The organism is Kitasatospora sp. NPDC087315 (assembly GCF_044744345.1).
Classification (GTDB): Bacteria; Actinomycetota; Actinomycetes; order Streptomycetales; family Streptomycetaceae; genus Kitasatospora.
This window is the reverse complement of sequence record NZ_JBIUYD010000008.1, coordinates 159,860-176,492: the sequence shown is the minus strand read 5'-3', so window position 1 is coordinate 176,492 and position 16,633 is coordinate 159,860. Positions and strand designations below refer to the sequence as shown.

General features: G+C 73.5%; 19 protein-coding genes. 8 read left to right on the top strand and 11 right to left on the bottom strand.

The window, feature by feature from the left end:
• The first annotated feature begins 8 nt into the window (after positions 1-8).
• A complete protein-coding gene (locus tag ACIO5D_RS13895; RefSeq protein WP_363610937.1) occupies positions 9-575 on the top strand; it encodes a DUF1003 domain-containing protein in 567 nt (188 codons plus the stop codon).
• 56 nt (positions 576-631) lie between these two features.
• A complete protein-coding gene (locus tag ACIO5D_RS13890) occupies positions 632-1,792 on the top strand; it encodes an Mrp/NBP35 family ATP-binding protein (protein WP_400795207.1) in 1,161 nt (386 codons plus the stop codon).
• A 79-nt stretch (positions 1,793-1,871) separates the two neighbouring features.
• Here ACIO5D_RS13890 and ACIO5D_RS13885 read toward each other — a convergent pair whose 3' ends face one another.
• The 4 genes from ACIO5D_RS13885 to sigE all read right to left on the bottom strand — a co-directional run bounded on the left by ACIO5D_RS13885 (position 1,872) and on the right by sigE (position 5,096).
• Positions 1,872-2,564, bottom strand: coding sequence for a hypothetical protein (locus ACIO5D_RS13885; protein WP_400655105.1), 693 nt, complete (start codon positions 2,562-2,564; stop codon positions 1,872-1,874).
• A 232-nt stretch (positions 2,565-2,796) separates the two neighbouring features.
• Positions 2,797-3,234 (bottom strand): sec-independent translocase, encoded by a 438-nt coding sequence (locus ACIO5D_RS13880; RefSeq protein ID WP_363610857.1) that lies wholly within the window; start codon positions 3,232-3,234, stop codon positions 2,797-2,799.
• Between the two features lie 138 nt (positions 3,235-3,372).
• Entirely contained in the window at positions 3,373-4,365 is a 993-nt protein-coding gene (locus ACIO5D_RS13875; RefSeq protein WP_363610855.1) for a zf-HC2 domain-containing protein, read from the bottom strand.
• Positions 4,362-5,096: an RNA polymerase sigma factor SigE gene (gene sigE / locus ACIO5D_RS13870; protein ID WP_400655258.1), complete on the bottom strand. Its 735-nt coding sequence runs from the start codon at positions 5,094-5,096 to the stop codon at positions 4,362-4,364. The genes ACIO5D_RS13875 and sigE overlap by 4 nt, the downstream gene beginning before the upstream one ends.
• Before the next feature lie 291 nt (positions 5,097-5,387).
• Here sigE and ACIO5D_RS13865 point away from each other — a divergent pair, with 291 nt between their 5' ends.
• A complete protein-coding gene (locus tag ACIO5D_RS13865) occupies positions 5,388-6,020 on the top strand; it encodes an O-methyltransferase (protein ID WP_363610933.1) in 633 nt (210 codons plus the stop codon).
• A gap of 131 nt (positions 6,021-6,151) precedes the next feature.
• On the opposite strand, the gene ACIO5D_RS13860 is transcribed toward ACIO5D_RS13865, so the two are convergent.
• Complete coding sequence (locus ACIO5D_RS13860) at positions 6,152-6,319, bottom strand: DUF3117 domain-containing protein (RefSeq protein ID WP_014137929.1); 168 nt, start codon at positions 6,317-6,319, stop codon at positions 6,152-6,154.
• A 296-nt stretch (positions 6,320-6,615) separates the two neighbouring features.
• On the opposite strand from ACIO5D_RS13860, the gene ACIO5D_RS13855 reads away from it, so the two are divergent.
• Positions 6,616-7,416: an enoyl-CoA hydratase-related protein gene (locus tag ACIO5D_RS13855; protein ID WP_400795205.1), complete on the top strand. Its 801-nt coding sequence runs from the start codon at positions 6,616-6,618 to the stop codon at positions 7,414-7,416.
• Between the two features lie 31 nt (positions 7,417-7,447).
• Here the strand turns inward: ACIO5D_RS13855 and ACIO5D_RS13850 are convergent, their stop codons facing one another.
• Positions 7,448-8,071, bottom strand: coding sequence for a DNA-3-methyladenine glycosylase I (locus tag ACIO5D_RS13850; protein WP_400795203.1), 624 nt, complete (start codon positions 8,069-8,071; stop codon positions 7,448-7,450).
• Entirely contained in the window at positions 8,068-8,484 is a 417-nt protein-coding gene (locus ACIO5D_RS13845; protein WP_400655096.1) for a DivIVA domain-containing protein, read from the bottom strand. The genes ACIO5D_RS13850 and ACIO5D_RS13845 overlap by 4 nt, the downstream gene beginning before the upstream one ends.
• A 157-nt stretch (positions 8,485-8,641) precedes the next feature.
• On the opposite strand from ACIO5D_RS13845, the gene folP reads away from it, so the two are divergent.
• Positions 8,642-9,454, top strand: a complete 813-nt coding sequence (gene folP / locus ACIO5D_RS13840; protein WP_363610931.1) for a dihydropteroate synthase — start codon at positions 8,642-8,644, stop codon at positions 9,452-9,454.
• A 5-nt stretch (positions 9,455-9,459) separates the two neighbouring features.
• Here the strand turns inward: folP and ACIO5D_RS13835 are convergent, their stop codons facing one another.
• On the bottom strand, positions 9,460-10,269 hold the full coding sequence (locus ACIO5D_RS13835; protein ID WP_363610848.1) for a TIGR00730 family Rossman fold protein: 810 nt from the start codon (positions 10,267-10,269) through the stop codon (positions 9,460-9,462).
• 88 nt (positions 10,270-10,357) lie between these two features.
• Positions 10,358-11,431, bottom strand: coding sequence for a succinyl-diaminopimelate desuccinylase (dapE, locus tag ACIO5D_RS13830; protein ID WP_400795201.1), 1,074 nt, complete (start codon positions 11,429-11,431; stop codon positions 10,358-10,360).
• 373 nt (positions 11,432-11,804) lie between these two features.
• On the opposite strand from dapE, the gene ACIO5D_RS13825 reads away from it, so the two are divergent.
• Positions 11,805-12,821, top strand: coding sequence for a hypothetical protein (locus ACIO5D_RS13825; RefSeq protein WP_400655092.1), 1,017 nt, complete (start codon positions 11,805-11,807; stop codon positions 12,819-12,821).
• Between the two features lie 278 nt (positions 12,822-13,099).
• Positions 13,100-13,861 (top strand): hypothetical protein, encoded by a 762-nt coding sequence (locus ACIO5D_RS13820; protein WP_363610842.1) that lies wholly within the window; start codon positions 13,100-13,102, stop codon positions 13,859-13,861.
• 71 nt (positions 13,862-13,932) lie between these two features.
• Here the strand turns inward: ACIO5D_RS13820 and dapC are convergent, their stop codons facing one another.
• The gene (gene dapC / locus ACIO5D_RS13815; protein WP_363610840.1) at positions 13,933-15,093 is read right to left on the bottom strand and encodes a succinyldiaminopimelate transaminase; all 1,161 of its coding nucleotides are present in this window, start codon (positions 15,091-15,093) and stop codon (positions 13,933-13,935) included.
• A gap of 21 nt (positions 15,094-15,114) precedes the next feature.
• Entirely contained in the window at positions 15,115-15,441 is a 327-nt protein-coding gene (fdxA, locus tag ACIO5D_RS13810) for a ferredoxin (protein WP_030061559.1), read from the bottom strand.
• A 227-nt stretch (positions 15,442-15,668) separates the two neighbouring features.
• On the opposite strand from fdxA, the gene ACIO5D_RS13805 reads away from it, so the two are divergent.
• A complete protein-coding gene (locus ACIO5D_RS13805; protein WP_400655088.1) occupies positions 15,669-16,586 on the top strand; it encodes a GNAT family N-acetyltransferase in 918 nt (305 codons plus the stop codon).
• Positions 16,587-16,633: the final 47 nt, after the last annotated feature.

Here is a 16,633-nt window from a genome sequence, read left to right as displayed (position 1 = left end):
TGCGCGAACTGCGCACCCGCGAGGGCGGCCGCCTCCAGCGCACCGAGACCTCGGTCACCGGACCGGCCCGCACCCGGCTCGACCAGCCGCGCACCGCCCGCCCCGGGCTGATCACGCTGCCGGCCTACGACCCGGAGGCCTTCGGCAAGCTCTCCGAGCGGATCGCCCGCTTCCTCGGCACCGGCCGGTTCATCGTCTGGATGACGGTGGTGATCATCGTCTGGGTGGCCTGGAACACCCTGCTGCCCAGCTCGGTGCGGTTCGACAACTACCCGTTCATCTTCCTCACCCTGATGCTGTCGCTGCAGGCCTCGTACGCGGCGCCGCTGATCCTGCTCGCGCAGAACCGCCAGGACAACCGGGACCGCGTCAACATGGAGCAGGACCGCGCCCGCAGCGACCGCAACATCGCCGACACCGAGTACCTGACCCGCGAGGTCGCCGCCCTGCGGCAGGGCCTCGGCGAGGTCGCCACCCGCGCCTTCATCGCCTCCGAACTGGGCGGTATCCGCTCCGAACTCCAGTCCCTGCTCAGGGAGATCGACGAGCGCCGGGAGCCCTCCGAGGCGCTGTGATCCGCGGCACGCTACCGGCCGGTCGGCCACCCCCCTGAGCGCCGTACCATCAAGGCATGGCCAACGAGACAGAGGTCGCGGCCGGCGTCACGGAGGATTCCGTACGCCAGGCACTGGCGACCGTCAACGACCCGGAGATCAACCGCCCGATCACCGAGATCGGCATGGTGAAATCGGTCGAGATCGCCGAGGGCGGCGCGGTGCGCGTCGCGGTCTACCTGACCGTCTCCGGCTGTCCGATGCGCGACACCATCACCACCCGGGTCCGCGAGGCGGTCGGCAAGGTCCCGGGCGTGACCGGCGTCGAGGTCGAACTCGACGTGATGAGCGACGAGCAGCGCAAGGAGCTCTCCCAGCTGCTGCGCGGCGGCGCCCCCGAGCGGGAGATCCCGTTCGCCAAGCCCGGCACGCTGACCCGGGTCTACGCGGTCGCCTCCGGCAAGGGCGGCGTCGGCAAGTCCTCGGTGACGGTGAACCTGGCGGCCGCGATGGCCGCCGACGGCCTGAAGGTCGCCGTCGTGGACGCCGACATCTACGGCCACAGCGTGCCGCGCATGCTGGGCGTCGAGGGCCGGCCCACCCAGGTCCAGGACATGATCATGCCGCCGCAGGCACACGGCGTGAAGGTCATCTCGATCGGCATGTTCACCCCGGGCAACGCCCCTGTGGTCTGGCGCGGCCCGATGCTGCACCGCGCGCTGCAGCAGTTCCTCGCCGACGTCTACTGGGGCGACCTGGACGTCCTGCTGCTCGACCTGCCGCCCGGCACCGGCGACATCGCCATCTCGGTGGCCCAGCTGGTGCCGAACGCCGAGATCCTGATCGTCACCACCCCGCAGATGGCCGCCGCCGAGGTCGCCGAGCGGGCCGGCACCATCGCGGTGCAGACCCACCAGAAGATCGTCGGCGTGATCGAGAACATGTCCGGCATGCCCTGCCCGCACTGCGACGAGATGATCGACGTGTTCGGCACCGGTGGCGGCCAGATCGTCGCGGACGCGCTCACCCGGACCGTCGGCGCCACCGTGCCGGTGCTCGGCTCGATCCCGATCGACGTCCGGCTGCGTGAGGGCGGCGACGACGGCCGCCCGGTCGTGCTCGCCGCCCCCGACTCCCCGGCCGGCGCCGCCCTGCGCTCCGTCGCCGGCAAGCTCGGCGGCCGTCAGCGCGGCCTCTCCGGCCTCTCCCTCGGGCTCACCCCGAGGAACAAGTTCTGACCCGAGCGGCGAACGGGCCGGGCGCGGGCGTCCGGCCCGTTGCCGTCTCCGGGGGCCGCGGAGCCCCCGGGCGGGCGGCTCAGGGGCGGGTGTAGGCGGTCAGGTCGGGGACGGTGGCGAAGCCCGCGCCGTACGCGCTGACGCCCCGGCCGTAGGCGCCGAGCAGGACGCCGGGGGCCTCGCCGGCGAGCACCCAGCCGTACTCGGACTCGCGGTAGCGGAAGGGCTGCGGCAGGCCGTTCACCGGGAGGCTGAGGGTGGACCAGCCGGGGCCGGCCAGGTCGTCGGCGAGGTCCCAGGCGAGCGTGCTCTGCTGGTCCAGCCAGTCCTGGCGCAGCGTGCGGTCCAGCTGGCCCGGCCAGGTCGCCGCGAGCAGGCCGGAGCCGGCCAGCCAGGCGGCGGAGGAGGCCGAGGTCGCCTCGAGGGTGCCGGTGTTGTCGACGCTGCGGCGGCTGTCCCGGCGGGCCATCGTGACGACCACGGCGAACTTGCGCATGTCACGCGGCTCGTACTGTCTGGCCGGCTCCTCGCCGTGGCCGAGGGTGCCGTAGTCGACGTTGCCGGCGGCCCCGGCGCGCGGGCCCCCGGCGCCGGCCTGCATCAGATAGCGGCGCCCGGTCCAGCCGTCGTCCAGGCCGTACCAGGGGAAGTCCGCCGACAGGTAGGGCACCAGCGGGTCCGCCGGGCCGGGCTGCCCGCCGACCACCGGGCCACCCGCCGTGGCCGTCGTCCCCACCGCATGACTCGTCACCGCATGACTCGTCGCGTCCATCCCGGACCTCCTCAACGCACGTTTTTCCCTGCCGCGGTGCGCTCCCATGGTGGCCCACCCCGGCGTCTCCGCCGTGCGCCTTCGGTCCGGATCGGACCGGAAGTGACAGACGGCACAGCGGGAACAATCAGCACAATAGCGGCGCACACACCACCGCCCCGCTCAGCCGGGCGGCCGGACGGGGCGGTGGTGTCGCTCGCGGGGTGCCGGCGCCGGGTCGCGGCAGGCCTCGTCAGGTCGCGTCGGGGTCGAACGGGGGCCGCTCACCGGGCTGGAGCGGGGCCCCGGCGGAGGCCGCCGGAGCGGCGGCGGACTTGTCCATGCTGACGGTGCCCGCGCGGCCGTTCACGGTGGCGGCGGGCTTGTCGTCCAGCACCGACCGGATGTCCAGGGTGTCCCGCATCTCCTTGAGACCCAGCGGGTCCTCGTTGCCGCCCATGAGCTGCTTGCGGACGAAGGTCTTGGGGTGCAGGTCCTCGAACTCGAAGTCCTGGAACTCGGGGCCCAGTTCGCTGCGGATGTCCTCCTTCGCGCTGTCGGCGAAGGACCGGATCTTCCGGATGAAGCCCATGGTGTCCTGGATCAGCTTCGGCAGCTTGTCCGGACCGAAGATCACGATGGCCATGATGACCAGGGTCAGGACCTCCAGTGAGCCTACGTCGCTGAACACCTAAGCTCCCTAGCTCCTCCGACGGCGGTTCCTAACAGCGTAATGGCCACCGGCCGGTCCCTGACCCACACGGTGATGAAGCCGTGGTAAAGACCTGCCGATGGCCATAACCGTCACGAGCGGCCCGCGAGGCCCGTTCTAGCGGTTCTCGTGGTGCATCCCGGCGAGACCGGAGCCGGTGACGCGGTCCGGCAGGTCCCGGGGCGGGACCGCGGAACGGGTGGCGGCCACCGGGTGGACCGGGAAGTCCACCGGGACCTGCGCGTTCATCGGGACCGGACCGCCGCGGCCGGGGCCGCCGACCGGGCTCACCGAGGTGCCGTGCTGCTCGTCGGCCGGACCGGCGAAGCCGCCGACCCCGCCGAGGGTGACCGCGGCGACCGAGAAGGCGCCGGCGGCGGCGAAGACGAACCGGCGCCCACGCGGCGGGGCCTGCCGGGCCACCGCGGTGGCCGCCGCGGCCGGCTGCGGCCGGACCGGAGCCTCGGGCCGGCCCGTGCGCCGGCCCATCAGCGGGCGCAGCACCGAACCGCCGCGCCCGAACGCCCTCGGGTCGACCCCGGGCAGCGGTGCGTCGGCGCCGAGCGCGCCCGCGCCGAAGGAGGCACCCGCGCCCCGGCCGAACGAACCGCCGGTGAGCCGGCTGCCGCCGAGCGTGCCCGCGGCCGCCACGCCGCCGCCGGGGAGGTCGTCGTCGTCGCGGCGGGGCCGGCCGCCCGGCCGCTCGTCGTCCGGGAGGGCACCGACGGCCATCAGCCGGGCCATCAGCGCCGAGGACGGGCCGGGGGTGCCGGTACGGGTCAGCAGGTGCTTGACGGCCCGGCCCTCGTCGGCCTCGGCGAGGCACTCCGGGCAGGTCGCCAGGTGGGCCTGGACACGGTCACGGGAGTCATGGCCGAGTTCGCCGTCGACGAAGGCGGAGAGCCGCTCCCCGAGATGGTGCTCCTCGGCGGCGGGCTCGGTCGGCCGGACGGCCACCGCGCGCAGCGCCGACTCGCCCGGCAGCGGGCCGGCGAGCACCGCGGGCGCGTCGGGCTCCTCGTGGCCCCGGCGCCCGAGCTGGGCCCAACCGCTCCTCCGGGCCGCGGCCTTGCCGACCGCGTCCGGCCCTGACCGGCCGGTTGCGCTCACGATCGCCTCCGTCCGCGCCCACCAGGCGCCCCGACGGCCTCACCGGCGACGGCACCGACCGGCACCGGCTCCTCGGAGCCGCCCCGGCGCTCACGGCCGGGGGCCGAGCCGGGGGCGCGGTGCTTGAGCGCGGCACGCAGGTGGGAGCGGCCGCGGTGGATGCGGCTGCGGACGGTGCCGAGCTTGACGCCCAGCGTCGCGGCGATCTCCTCGTAGGAGAGGCCCTCGATGTCGCAGAGCACCACGGCGGCGCGGAACTCCGGGGCGAGGGTGTCGAGCGCCTGCTGGACGTCGGCGTCGAAGTGGGTGTCGCTGAAGTGCTGGGCCGGGCTCGGCTCGCGGCTGGCCAGGCGCTCGGCCGCGTCCTCGCCGAGCGCGTCGAAGCGGATCCGCTGGCGGCGGCGGACCATGTCCAGGAACAGGTTGGTGGTGATCCGGTGCAGCCAGCCCTCGAACGTGCCGGGGGTGTAGGTCGACAGCGAACGGAAGACCCGGACGAAGACCTCCTGGGTGAGGTCCTCGGCGTCGTGCTGGTTGCCCGTCAGGCGGTAGGCGAGGCGGTAGACGCGGGCGCTGTGCGCCTCGACGATCTCCTCCCAGGTGGGCGGAGTCCAGGTCTGCGCGTCGGGACCCTCGGTGAAGGTCGCGAGGGCGGCGGGGGCCTCGGCGGCACCGGCGACCGGCGTCTCGGCGGCCGGCTGGTCCAGGGTGGAGTGCGCAGGCTGGTTCATCACGGGCTTCGGCGTACGGACTGACGCGGTGCCGCGGATGTGCCGCCGCACAGGGACGTCGCCCTCGGCCACACCTCCTCGGTCGGCTCTTCTGCCCAGCAGGGCCACCACCATATCCACCTCACCCGTCAAGCCCGGATAAAAGTGCCCGGGGGGTATCCGCAGGCCGGTCCCTTCTTCAGCAACGGCCCGCCGCCGTACGCGGTTCCCGGTCGGCCAGTAATCTGTGGCAGGAAATATCGACATCCCCTCGGCACCGGGCCGCCACCCGGGGCTCCGAAAGAGGCAGCCATCAGCGAGTTCGGGCCCGCGCGTGCGGCCCTCGCCGACACTTTTGTGGGCGAGGACGCGGTGCTGACCTACGCCCGGGCCCAGTCGGCGCGGACGGGAATAAGGTCGATCGGGCCGAGCGGCGGTGCCTGCCTGCGGCTGCTGGCCGCGGCGCTGGACGCCAAGGCCGTCGCCGAGATCGGCACCGGGACGGGCGTCTCCGGCGTCTACCTGCTGCGCGGGATGCGGCCGGACGGTGTGCTCACCACGGTGGACTCCGAGCCGGTGCGCCAGCAGCTGGCCCGGGAGGCCTACCACGCGGCCGGATTCGCGGCCAACCGCTCCCGGTTCATACCGGGCCGGGCGCTGGAGGTGCTGCCCCGGCTCGCGGACGGCCAGTACGACCTGGTGTTCTGCGACGGGGACCCGGCGGAGTCCCGGGAGTACCTGGCGGAGTCGCTGAGGCTGCTGCGACCGGGCGGGATGGTCTGCTTCGAGGGCGTGTTCCAGGAGGGCCGGCTGGCCGAGCCGGAGCAGCAGGACCCGCAGACCCACGCGGTGCGCGACCTGGTCCGGGACGTCCGGGAGAGCGACGACCTGCTGCCGGCGCTGCTGCCGGTCTCGGACGGCCTGCTCTGCGCCGTCAAGCGGTAGCGGGCCCGGCCGGGCAGCGGGGCCCGGCAGGACCCGGGCCCGGGGCGGAAACCACAGAGCCCGGGCCGACACATCGTGTCGAACCCGGGCCCGGCGGCACATCTCCAGGAGATGGGGAGTTCCCGCTGCGGTCAGCCGCAGGCCTTCTTCAGGGCCTCGCCGAGGGCGTCGGCCTCGTCAGGCGTGAGCTCCACCACAAGGCGTCCGCCGCCTTCGAGCGGAACGCGCATGATGATGCCCCGCCCCTCTTTGGTGACTTCGAGCGGGCCGTCACCCGTCCGCGGCTTCATGGCCGCCATGCTCGTTCCCCTTCCTGCAACGCTCAGCTACGCACCGGCAGTCCGTCCACCGCCGGTATCGAACGCATTGATCGGAAACCATTATCCCGCATGCCACGGGCTGATGACCAACATCACTCTCGGTGCAACCACGGCCGGATTGGGCCCAAGCGGCACATTTCCCGGCATAAGCCCCGGCGCGGCGGCGGTCGGCGCGGCACCGAAAGGTGCGATACCTCACACTCCCCACCCGGCCGCGCACTCCGGCATCCTGACAGACGACCGACCCCGCGACGATCACAAGGGAGCCCTCGCCCATGTCCGATTCCGTCCTGTACGAGCTCGACGGCGGCCTGGCCGTCATCACCGTCAACCGCCCGGAGGCGATGAACGCGCTGGACACCGCGACCAAGGTGGCGCTGCGGGACACCGTGGCGGCCGCCGCCGAGGACCGGGCGGTGCGGGCGGTGCTGCTCACCGGCGCCGGTGAGCGCGCGTTCTGCGTCGGGCAGGACCTCAAGGAGCACCTGGAGCTGCTCAAGCGGGCCGGGGAGACCGGCGAGGGCGCGCTGAAGACCGTCGCCGAGCACTACAACCCGCTGCTGCGGGCGCTGGCCGGGATGCGCAAGCCGACCGTGGCGGCGGTCGGCGGGGTGGCGGCGGGCGCGGGCGCCTCGCTGGCCTTCGCCTGCGACTTCCGGATCGTCGCGGACACGGCCGGCTTCAACACCGCCTTCGCCGGGATCGCGCTGACCGCCGACTCGGGCGCGTCCTGGACGCTGCCGCGGCTGGTCGGGCACGCGAAGGCGACCGAACTGCTGATGCTGCCGCGGACCGTGAAGGCCGCCGAGGCGATGGAGCTGGGTCTGGCCACCAAGGTGGTCCCGGCCGCCGAGCTGGCCGCCACCGCGCGGGCCTTCGCCAAGGAGCTGGCCGCGGGCCCCACGGTGGCGTACGGCGCCATCAAGGAGTCGCTGGCGTACGGCGCTTCGCACACGCTGGACGAACTGCTGGACAAGGAGGACGAGCTGCAGACCCTGGCGGGCGACAGCGAGGACCACCGGATCGCGGTCCGCGCCTTCGTCGCCAAGGAGAAGCCGGAGTACCTGGGGCGCTGACGCCCGGGCCCGAGGGGCCGTCCGGGCCGCCTCAGCGCGTCAGGGCCGCCCGGACGTGGCAGTCGGCCAGGTGGTCGTCGACCAGGCCGCAGGCCTGCATCAGGGCGTAGGCGGTGGTCGGGCCGACGAAGCGGAAGCCCTCCTTCTTCAGCGCCTTCGCCAGCGCCGTCGACTCGGGTGTGATGGCCGGCACCTCGCCCATGGTGCGGGGGGCCGGCCGGTCCGGGTCACCGGCGAACCGCCAGATCAACGCGTCGAGTCCGCCGTCGAGTTCGCGGGCGGCCCGGGCGTTGGCGATGGCCGCCTCGATCTTGGCGCGGTTGCGGATGATGCCGGTGTCGGCGAGCAGCCGCTCCACGTCGGCCGGTCCGAACTCCGCGACCCTGGCGATCTCGAATCCGGCGAACCCGGCCCGGAAGCCCTCGCGGCGGCGGAGGATGGTGATCCAGGACAGCCCGGACTGGAAGGCCTCCAGGCAGACCCGCTCGAACAGGGCGTCGTCGCCGTGCACCGGGCGGCCCCACTCGGTGTCGTGGTAGACCCGGTAGTCGTCCGCCGAGTCGCCCCAGGCGCAGCGCCGCAGCCCGTCCGGGCCGACCACGGCGCCGGTCCCGGCGCGGGGCTCGGTCAGCGGCTCGGTCAGCGGCTCGGTCACTGGTCCCGCCCCGGCTTCGCGTCCTCGGAGTCCTTGGTCAGCACCACGGCGGGCTCGACCACCTTGGCGAACTCCTCCAGGCCCGGCAGCGGTTCGGCGCCGGTGTCCGGGCCGGCCTCGACCGCGCCGCGCAGCGCGGCGCCCGCCTCCAGCTCGGCGATCCGCGAGTCGCGGTACGCGAGTTCCGCGCCGAGGCGGTCGAGGACGTCGTCCACCTCGTCCATCCGATAGCCGCGGACGGCCATCGGCAGCCTGATCCCGTCCACGTCGTCCCGGCTCAGCGGACGGTCCTGCGGCAGCCGCGCGGCGATCCGGTCCTGCACCGCCTCCGGCAGCGAGCCGCCCCCGCCGAGCGCCACCAGCGCGGCGCCGCCGACCACCACGGCCATGGCCACCACGATCACCCAGAACACGAGCTGTCCTCCCGACTTCCCGGCCGGCCCTGACAACAGTGGGATCATGGTCCCCGATAGGCCGGGGGCCATCATCGCACCCGGAGCAGCTGTGGAGGAGACATCGGTGGCACTGCGTCTGGGACCACGGGAATTCGGTGACGACGAGCTGGTGATCATGGCGATCGTCAATCGCACCCCGGATTCGTTCTTCGACAAGGGCGCCACCTTCGCCGACGAGGCCGCGTTCGCCGCGGCGGACCGGGCGATGGCCGAGGGCGCGGCCATCCTGGACATCGGCGGGGTGAAGGCCGGGCCGGGCGACGAGGTCACGGTCGAGGAGGAACTGCGGCGCACGGTGCCGTTCGTGGCCGAGCTGCGCCGGCGCCACCCGGGGGCCGTGATCAGCGTGGACACCTGGCGGCACGAGGTCGGCGAGGCGGTCTGCGAGGTGGGCGCTGACCTGCTGAACGACGCCTGGGGCGGGGTGGACCCGCGACTCGCCGAGGTGGCCGCGCGCCACGACGTCGGGCTGGTCTGCACCCACGCGGGCGGCGCCGAACCGCGGACCAGGCCGCACCGGGTCGGCTACGAGGACGTGATGGCGGACATCCTGCGGGTGACCGTCGGGCTGGCCGAGCGGGCCGCCGGGCTCGGGGTGCGGCGGGACGCGCTGATCATCGACCCGGGGCACGACTTCGGCAAGAACACCCGGCACTCGCTGGAGGCCACCCGGCGGCTGCCGGAGATGACCGCGACCGGCTTCCCGGTGCTGGTCTCGCTCTCCAACAAGGACTTCGTCGGCGAGACGCTGGACCGGCCCGTGGACGAGCGGCTGCTCGGCACCCTGGCGACCACGGCCGTCTCGGCCTGGCTGGGCGCCCAGGTGTACCGGGTGCACCAGGTGGCGGAGACCCGGCAGGTGCTGGACATGGTCGCCTCGATCCGGGGCACCCGCCCCCCGGCGGTGGCCCGCCGGGGGCTGGCGTAGGCCGGTCAGATCCCGTTCACCGGCCGACGGGCGTCGGCGAGGATCTTCATGACCTCGTCGACGTCGTCGGTGATGTGGAACAGTTCGAGGTCGTGCGGGGCCGCCTTGCCCTGCGCGACCAGGGTGTTCTTCAGCCAGTCGAAGAGGCCGCCCCAGTACTCGCTGCCGAAGAGGATCACCGGGAAGCGGGTGACCTTCTTCGTCTGCACCAGGGTGAGCGCCTCGAACAGCTCGTCCAGCGTGCCGAGTCCGCCGGGCAGCACCACGAAGCCCTGCGCGTACTTGACGAACATCGTCTTGCGGACGAAGAAGTAACGGAAGTTCAGTCCGAGGTCGACGAACTCGTTGAGCCCCTGCTCGAAGGGCAGCTCGATGCCGAGGCCGACGCTCAGCCCGCCCGCGTCGGAGGCACCGCGGTTGGCGGCCTCCATCGCGCCCGGGCCGCCGCCGGTGATCACCGCGTAGCCGGCCTCGACCAGCGCCCGGCCGATCTCCACGCCCGCCGCGTACTCGGGCGAGTCGACCGGGGTCCGGGCGGAGCCGAAGACGCTGATCGCGGGAGGGAGTTCGGCCAGCGCGCCGAAGCCCTCGACGAACTCGGAGGTGATCCGCAGCACCCGCCACGGATCGGTGTGCAGCCAGTCGGTCGGCCCGGTGGTGTCCAGCAGGCGCTGGTCCGTGGTGCTCGTGCCGACCTGGTCCCGGCGCACCAGCACCGGGCCCTTCTGCTTCTCGGGCCAGGCCTTCTTCTGCGGCGGCTCGCCCACCTGCTCGGGGCCGTGTCCGTAGTGCTTGTCGTCTCCTGTGCCTGTCATGACGAAACCCTACGCCCGTTGATCCCCGTTTTCAGGCAACGGGGGAAGGTCGGTTGGGCGTCCGGAAGATGGCGTGTTCGGCGGCTGCTCAGCTGGTCAGCCAGGCGCGCAGCCGCTGCTCGGTCTCGGTGACGGCGCTGAGCGAGCAGTGCTCGTCCCGCTTGTGCGCGAGGTTCGGTTCGCCGGGGCCGTAGTTGACCGCGGGGACGCCGAACGCGCTGAACCGGGCGACGTCGGTCCAGCCGAACTTGGCGCGGGCGACGCCACCGGTGGCGGCCAGGAAGGCCTGCGCGGCGGGCTGGGCGAGGCCCGGCAGCGCGCCCGGGGCGGAGTCGGTGACCGTCACCTCGTAGCCCTCGAAGACCTCGCGCACGTGCTTCTCGGCGTCGGCCTCGCTGCGGTCGGGCGCGAAGCGGAAGTTGACCGTCACCACGCACTCGTCGGGGATGACGTTGCCGGCCACGCCGCCGTCGATGCGGACGGCGTTGAGGCCCTCGCGGTACTCCAGGCCGTCGATCTCCACCCGGCGCGGCTGGTACCGGGCGAGCCGGCCGAGCACCTCGGCAGCGTGGTGGATGGCGTTGTCACCGAGCCAGCTGCGGGCCGAGTGGGCGCGCACACCGGTGAGCCGGATCTGCGCCCGCATGGTGCCCTGGCAGCCTCCCTCGACGGTGGCGCCGCTGGGCTCCAGCAGCACCGCGAAGTCGGCGGCCAGCCAGTCGGGGTGCTCGGCGGCGAGGTGGCCGAGGCCGTTGCGGTGGGCCTCCACCTCCTCGCAGTCGTAGAAGACGAAGGTGAGGTCGCGGTTGGGCTCCGGAAGGGTGGCGGCCAGCCGCAGCTGGACGGCCACACCGGACTTCATGTCGGAGGTGCCGCAGCCGTAGAGCAGGTCGCCCTCGACGCGGGAGGGCAGGTTGTCGGCGATCGGCACGGTGTCCAGGTGGCCGGCGAGCAGGACGCGCTCGGCGCGGCCCAGGTCGGTGCGGGCGACCACGTTGTTGCCGTGCCGGTCGACGGTGAGGTGCGGGTAGGCGCGCAGGGCGGCCTCCACGGCGTCGGCGAGCGCCTGCTCGTTGCCGCTGACCGACGGGAAGTCGACGAGCCGGGCGGTCAGCGTGCCGCCGTCGAGGGTGAGGTCCAGGGGCGTGTTCGGGCTGCTCATGGTCGTCCAGCCTATCGCCGCGCCACCGGGCGGCGAAGGGCGAACCCGCCCTGAGCCAAAGGGCGCGCCGGTGCCGAAAGCGAAGGAGCGCGGGAGCAACCGACGAAGGAGGGCGCGACGAAGCGAGGAGCGTCGGCACCGGGTACGAGCGCCCGGCGGCGAAGGGCGAACCCGCCCTGAGCCAAAGGGCGCGCCGGTGCCGAAAGCGAAAGAGCGCGGGAGCAACCGACGAAGGAGGGCGCGACGAAGCGAGGAGCGTCGGCACCGGGTACGAGCGCCCGGCGGCGAAGGGCGATAACACAGAACCGCCTGCGCCGTACGTCCGTCCGAGTGGGTACGGTGTCGGATCAAGGGACGGTGGAGAGGGGCGGCGGTGGCCAGGAAGAGGAGCGGCGGGCAGGGCGGCGACACGGCGCCCCGGCGGCGCCGCAGGCCGCTGCGGGCGGTGCTGATCGGGCTGCTGGCGCTCGTACTGGTCGCGGTCGGGCTGTACTGGCTCCGCGACCAGAAGTTCACGGCCGAGGGCTGCGAGGTGAAGACGCCGGCCGGCGAGGGGACGCTGGAGCTCCCGCAGGCGGCCAACGCGGCGACGATCGCCGCCGTGGCGCACGCGCGCGGCCTGCCGGACCGGGCGGTGACCATCTCGCTGGCGACCGCGATGCAGGAGTCCAAGATCCGTAATCTGTCGGGCGGCGACCGGGACTCGGTCGGTCTGTTCCAGCAGCGTCCCTCGCAGGGCTGGGGCACCGTGGAGCAGATCATGGACCCGGTCTACGCGACCAACAAGTTCCTGGACGGCCTGGTCAAGGTGCCCGGCTACACCCGGCTGCCGCTGACCGACGCGGCGCAGCAGGTGCAGAAGAGCGGCTACCCGCAGGCCTACGCCAAGCACGAGACCAAAGCGACGCTGCTGGCCTCGGCGCTCACCGGCCGCGAACCGGCCTCGCTGACCTGTGTGGTGCACGACTTCGACGCGCCGGATCCGGCCGACGACGCCGCCACCCCGACCGGGTCCGCGTCGGCCTCCGCCTCGCCGGCCGGACGGCCGGACCGGTCGCAGGCGCTGGCCGACCGGGTGCGCCGTGAGTTCGGCCGGACGGTGACGCCAGCCACCGGGTACGCCTCCACCATCAAGGGCGTCGGGAACGCCGTCTCGCTGACGCCGGACCCGGCCGCGAGCACCGACGCGGGCCCGGACGCCGAGCGGCAGAACGGCTGGGCGGTGGCGCACTGGGCGGTGACGCAGGCCCAGGAGCTGGGCATCGAGACGGTGGCGTACGACGGAAGGATCTGGCGGAAGGCGAAGTCCGAGGACGGCTGGAAGCCGCAGCCGACCGGCACCTCGACCAAGCTCGTGCAGGTCTCGCTGGCCCCCGTCGGGAAGAGCTGACGCACTGGTGTCCGGGTTACCGCCGAACCGGTGATTCCGGTCAACCCCGGTGGACGGGTGGCTGGTTGTCCCCGCCGGAGTGCAGAACCGTCACTCCCCTTGGCCACGGCCCGCCCGCGCCACCGGACGGGCCGGCCGACCCGGCGCAGCGTCAGACATACGATCCGATCGTCGGTTATGCGTTTTCGTTGCACCGACCGAAACCTTCTGGCTTCTCAAGCGGTATGAACGTCGTCCGCCCGGCGGACGGGACGGACCCAGACCCTTCGAGGAGCCCCATGTCTCACTCCCTCACGCGCCGGATCGCCCAGGCCGCGCTGCTCGTGGCGGCCGGAGCGACCCCGCTGGTCGCGGCCGGCTCCGCGTCCGCAGCCGACGCCCTGCTGCCCAAGTCGGACCTGGCCGCGCCGCTGGGCCAGCTGACCAACACCGACGCGAGTTCCACCCTGCAGCACACCACCCACGAGCTGGGCCAGGCCGCCGGGAACACCGGCGCCGCCACCGTCGCCGCGGGCGTACCCGCCACCGCGGACGCCACCGGCAACATCGTCGCCCAGCAGCTTCCCGAGGCGAACGAGAAGGCCGGTTCGCTGACCGCGCCGGTCGACAAGACCGCCGCCACCACCGGCCAGCTCTCCGCCGTCACCCCGAAGGTGGCCTCCGCCCTGGCCGGCAAGCTCGGCGAGGCCGTCACCGGCCACGCTGCGGCCGGCCGCAGCGCCGCCACCACCAACCCGGTCGGCGGGCTCACCCAGACCGGCGCGGTCACCCAGGCCCTGCCCGGCGCCGAGACGCTCACCGGTGCCGTCCCCGGCGCCAACGCCGTCACCGACGCGCTGCCGATCGGCGCGGTGACCCGCGCCCTGCCCGCCGGTCTGCCCGGTGCCGACGTGCTCGGCCTGGCCGAGCACGGCTCGGCCAACCGCCTGGGCGGCACCGACCTCGGCGCGAACAACCCGCTGGCCGGCCTCACCGGCCCGCTCTCCGGGCTGCTGGGCGGCCTGAACGGCGGCAGCCTCAGCGGGCTGCCGATCGGCTGACCGGGGAACGGCACGCGGAGGGGGCCGGTGTCCGTCGGGGCACCGGCCCCCTCCGCAGCACGTCCGCGGGCTCAGCCGCGCAGCCGCTCCACGGCCGCCGCGACCCGCTCGTCGGTCGCGGTGAACGCGACCCGGACGAACTGCCCGCCGGCCGGCCCGTAGAAGTCGCCGGGCGCCACCAGGATGCCCAGACCGGCCAGTTCGGCCACCGTCTCCCAGCACGGCCGGTCCTGGGTCGCCCACAGGTAGAGGCTCGCCTCCGAGTGCTCCACCCGGAAGCCGTACGCCTCCAGCGCCGCCCGCAGCGCCGAGCGCCGGGCCGCGTACCGTCCACGCTGCTCGGCCACGTGCGCGTCGTCCGCGAGCGCCGCGACGGTCGCCGCCTGGACCGGCGCCGGCACGATCATGCCGCCGTGCTTGCGCACCTCCAGCAGCTCCCTGACCACCACCGGGTCGCCCGCCACGAAGGAGGCGCGGTAGCCCGCCAGGTTGGAACGCTTGGAGAGCGAGTGGACGGCCAGCAGGCCCTCGTGCCGCTTCTCCCGGCCGGAGCCCCCGCAGACGTCCGGGTGCAGGACGGAGACCGGGTCGGCCTCCCAGCCCAGCTCCAGGTAGCACTCGTCGCTGACCAGCAGCGCCCGGTGCTCCCGGGCCCACTCGACCGCGCGGCGCAGCTCGTCCGCGCCCAGGACCCGGCCGGTCGGGTTGGACGGCGAGTTCACCCAGATCAGGCGCACCCGCGAGCCGTCCAGCTCGTCCACCGAGTCGTACTCGACCGGCTCGGCGCCGCAGAGCCGCGCGCCCACCTCGTACGTCGGGTAGGCCAGCCGCGGGTAGGCGACCTGGTCACCGGGGCCGAGGCCGAGCTGGGTCGGCAGCCAGGCCACCAGCTCCTTGGAGCCGACGGTCGGCAGGACGGCCTCCGGGCCGATCTCGGCGCCGACCCGGCGGCGCAGCCAGCCGGCGATCGCCTCGCGCAGCTCCACCGGGCCCCAGACGGTCGGATAGCCGGGCGTGTCCGTGGCGGCGGCCAGCGCCTTCTGGATCACCTCGGGGACCGGGTCCACGGGGGTGCCCACCGAGAAGTCGCAGAGCCCGCCCGGGTGGGCGAGGGCGGTCCGCTTGTACGGCTCCAGCTTGTCCCAGGGGAAGACCGGCAGGAGGTCGGAAACGCGGCGCGCCGCCCCCGGGTGGCCCGGGAACGGCGCGTGCGTGCTGTCGTTGGTACTCACAGCTCAGTTGCCACCGATCGGTCAGTGGTCGGCGTTCTGCGGCGGCAGAGCGGCGATGAACGGGTGGTCGCGCTCGATCAGGCCGAGCTTCGAGGCACCACCGGGCGAACCGAGGTCGTCGAAGAACTCGACGTTCGCCTTGTAGTAGTCCTTCCACTCCTCCGGAGTGTCGTCCTCGTAGAAGATCGCCTCGACCGGGCAGACCGGCTCACAAGCGCCACAGTCGACACACTCATCCGGGTGGATGTAGAGCGATCGCTCGCCCTCGTAGATGCAGTCAACCGGGCACTCTTCGATGCACGCCTTGTCCTTGACGTCGACACAAGGCTGCGCGATGACGTAGGTCACGCTGTCGTTCCTCCTCGGAAGGGCTCGGCGGCCCATTCTGTTTTGCTCGCGTGCGCGGGTGAGCGCGGCGTCGTCGATGCCCGCCCCTAGTATCGCGGGTCGGAGACCGCAAATGCACAGGAGGTGCCCAGATGGCGTCCAGCGGGCCCGTGGAGTCGCGTCCGGAGGTCCGGATAGACCGCTCTGACGTGGGACGACGCGTTTCAGTACGGCGTGTCTCGGAGTTCGTGGACGACAGGCCGGTGTTCCGCGATGTGATCGGCGTGCTCACATCGTGGGACGATCTTGGACTGACGGTCGTCCCGAGGAGTGGCGATCCGGTCTCGTTCGACGAGAAGCTGCTGGTCGCGGGCAAGGTGGTGCCGCTCTTCCCGGCCCGGCGTGTCGCCCCGCCCGTCGCGACGGCGGTCGAGCTCCAGCGGATCGCGGCGCGCGGCTGGCCCGCCGTCGAGCAGGAGCCGCTCGGCGACTGGACGCTGCGCGCCTCGGCCGGCTTCACCCGCCGGGCCAACTCCGTCCAGGCCCTCGGCGACCCCGGGCTGCCGCTGCCGCGGGCGCTGGCGGCCGTCCAGGACTGGTACCGTGCGCGCGCCCTGCCCGCCTGGGTCGAGGTCTGCGTGCCCGGCTCGCCGGAGGAACTGCGCGCCGAGCTCGACCGGCTGGGCGCCGCGTACTCGCCCACCCTGGTACGGACCGCCGCGCTGGCGCCGCTGGCCCGGATCGGCTCGGGGCACGACCGGGTCCGGCTGTCCCGGACGGCCGGTCCGGAGTGGATGGCGCTGTACCGGCGGGTGACGGACGACCCGGCGGTGGAGGAGGCCGCCCGGGCGGTGCTGCACGGCGGTCCTTCGGTCTGGTTCGCCACCGTGCCGGGGGCGGCCGGTCAGCCGCCGCCGGCGATCGGACGCTGTGTCATCGACGGACCGTGGGCCTGTTTCGGGGCGATCGAGGTCGCCCCGTACGCCCGGCGCGCGGGCCTGGCCACGGCGCTGATGGCGGTGCTCGCCGCCCGGGCCGCCGAGGAGGGCGCCACCGGTGCCTGCCTCCAGGTCGAGGCGGAGAACGATGGTGCGATCGCGCTCTATGACGGACTTGGCTTCACGACCAGTCACACTTACCACTACGCCCGCCTCCCCCAGCGGTAGCGCGCTCCGGGAGCCGTCCACCACCGGCCGTCCCTCGTCCGCCGTCC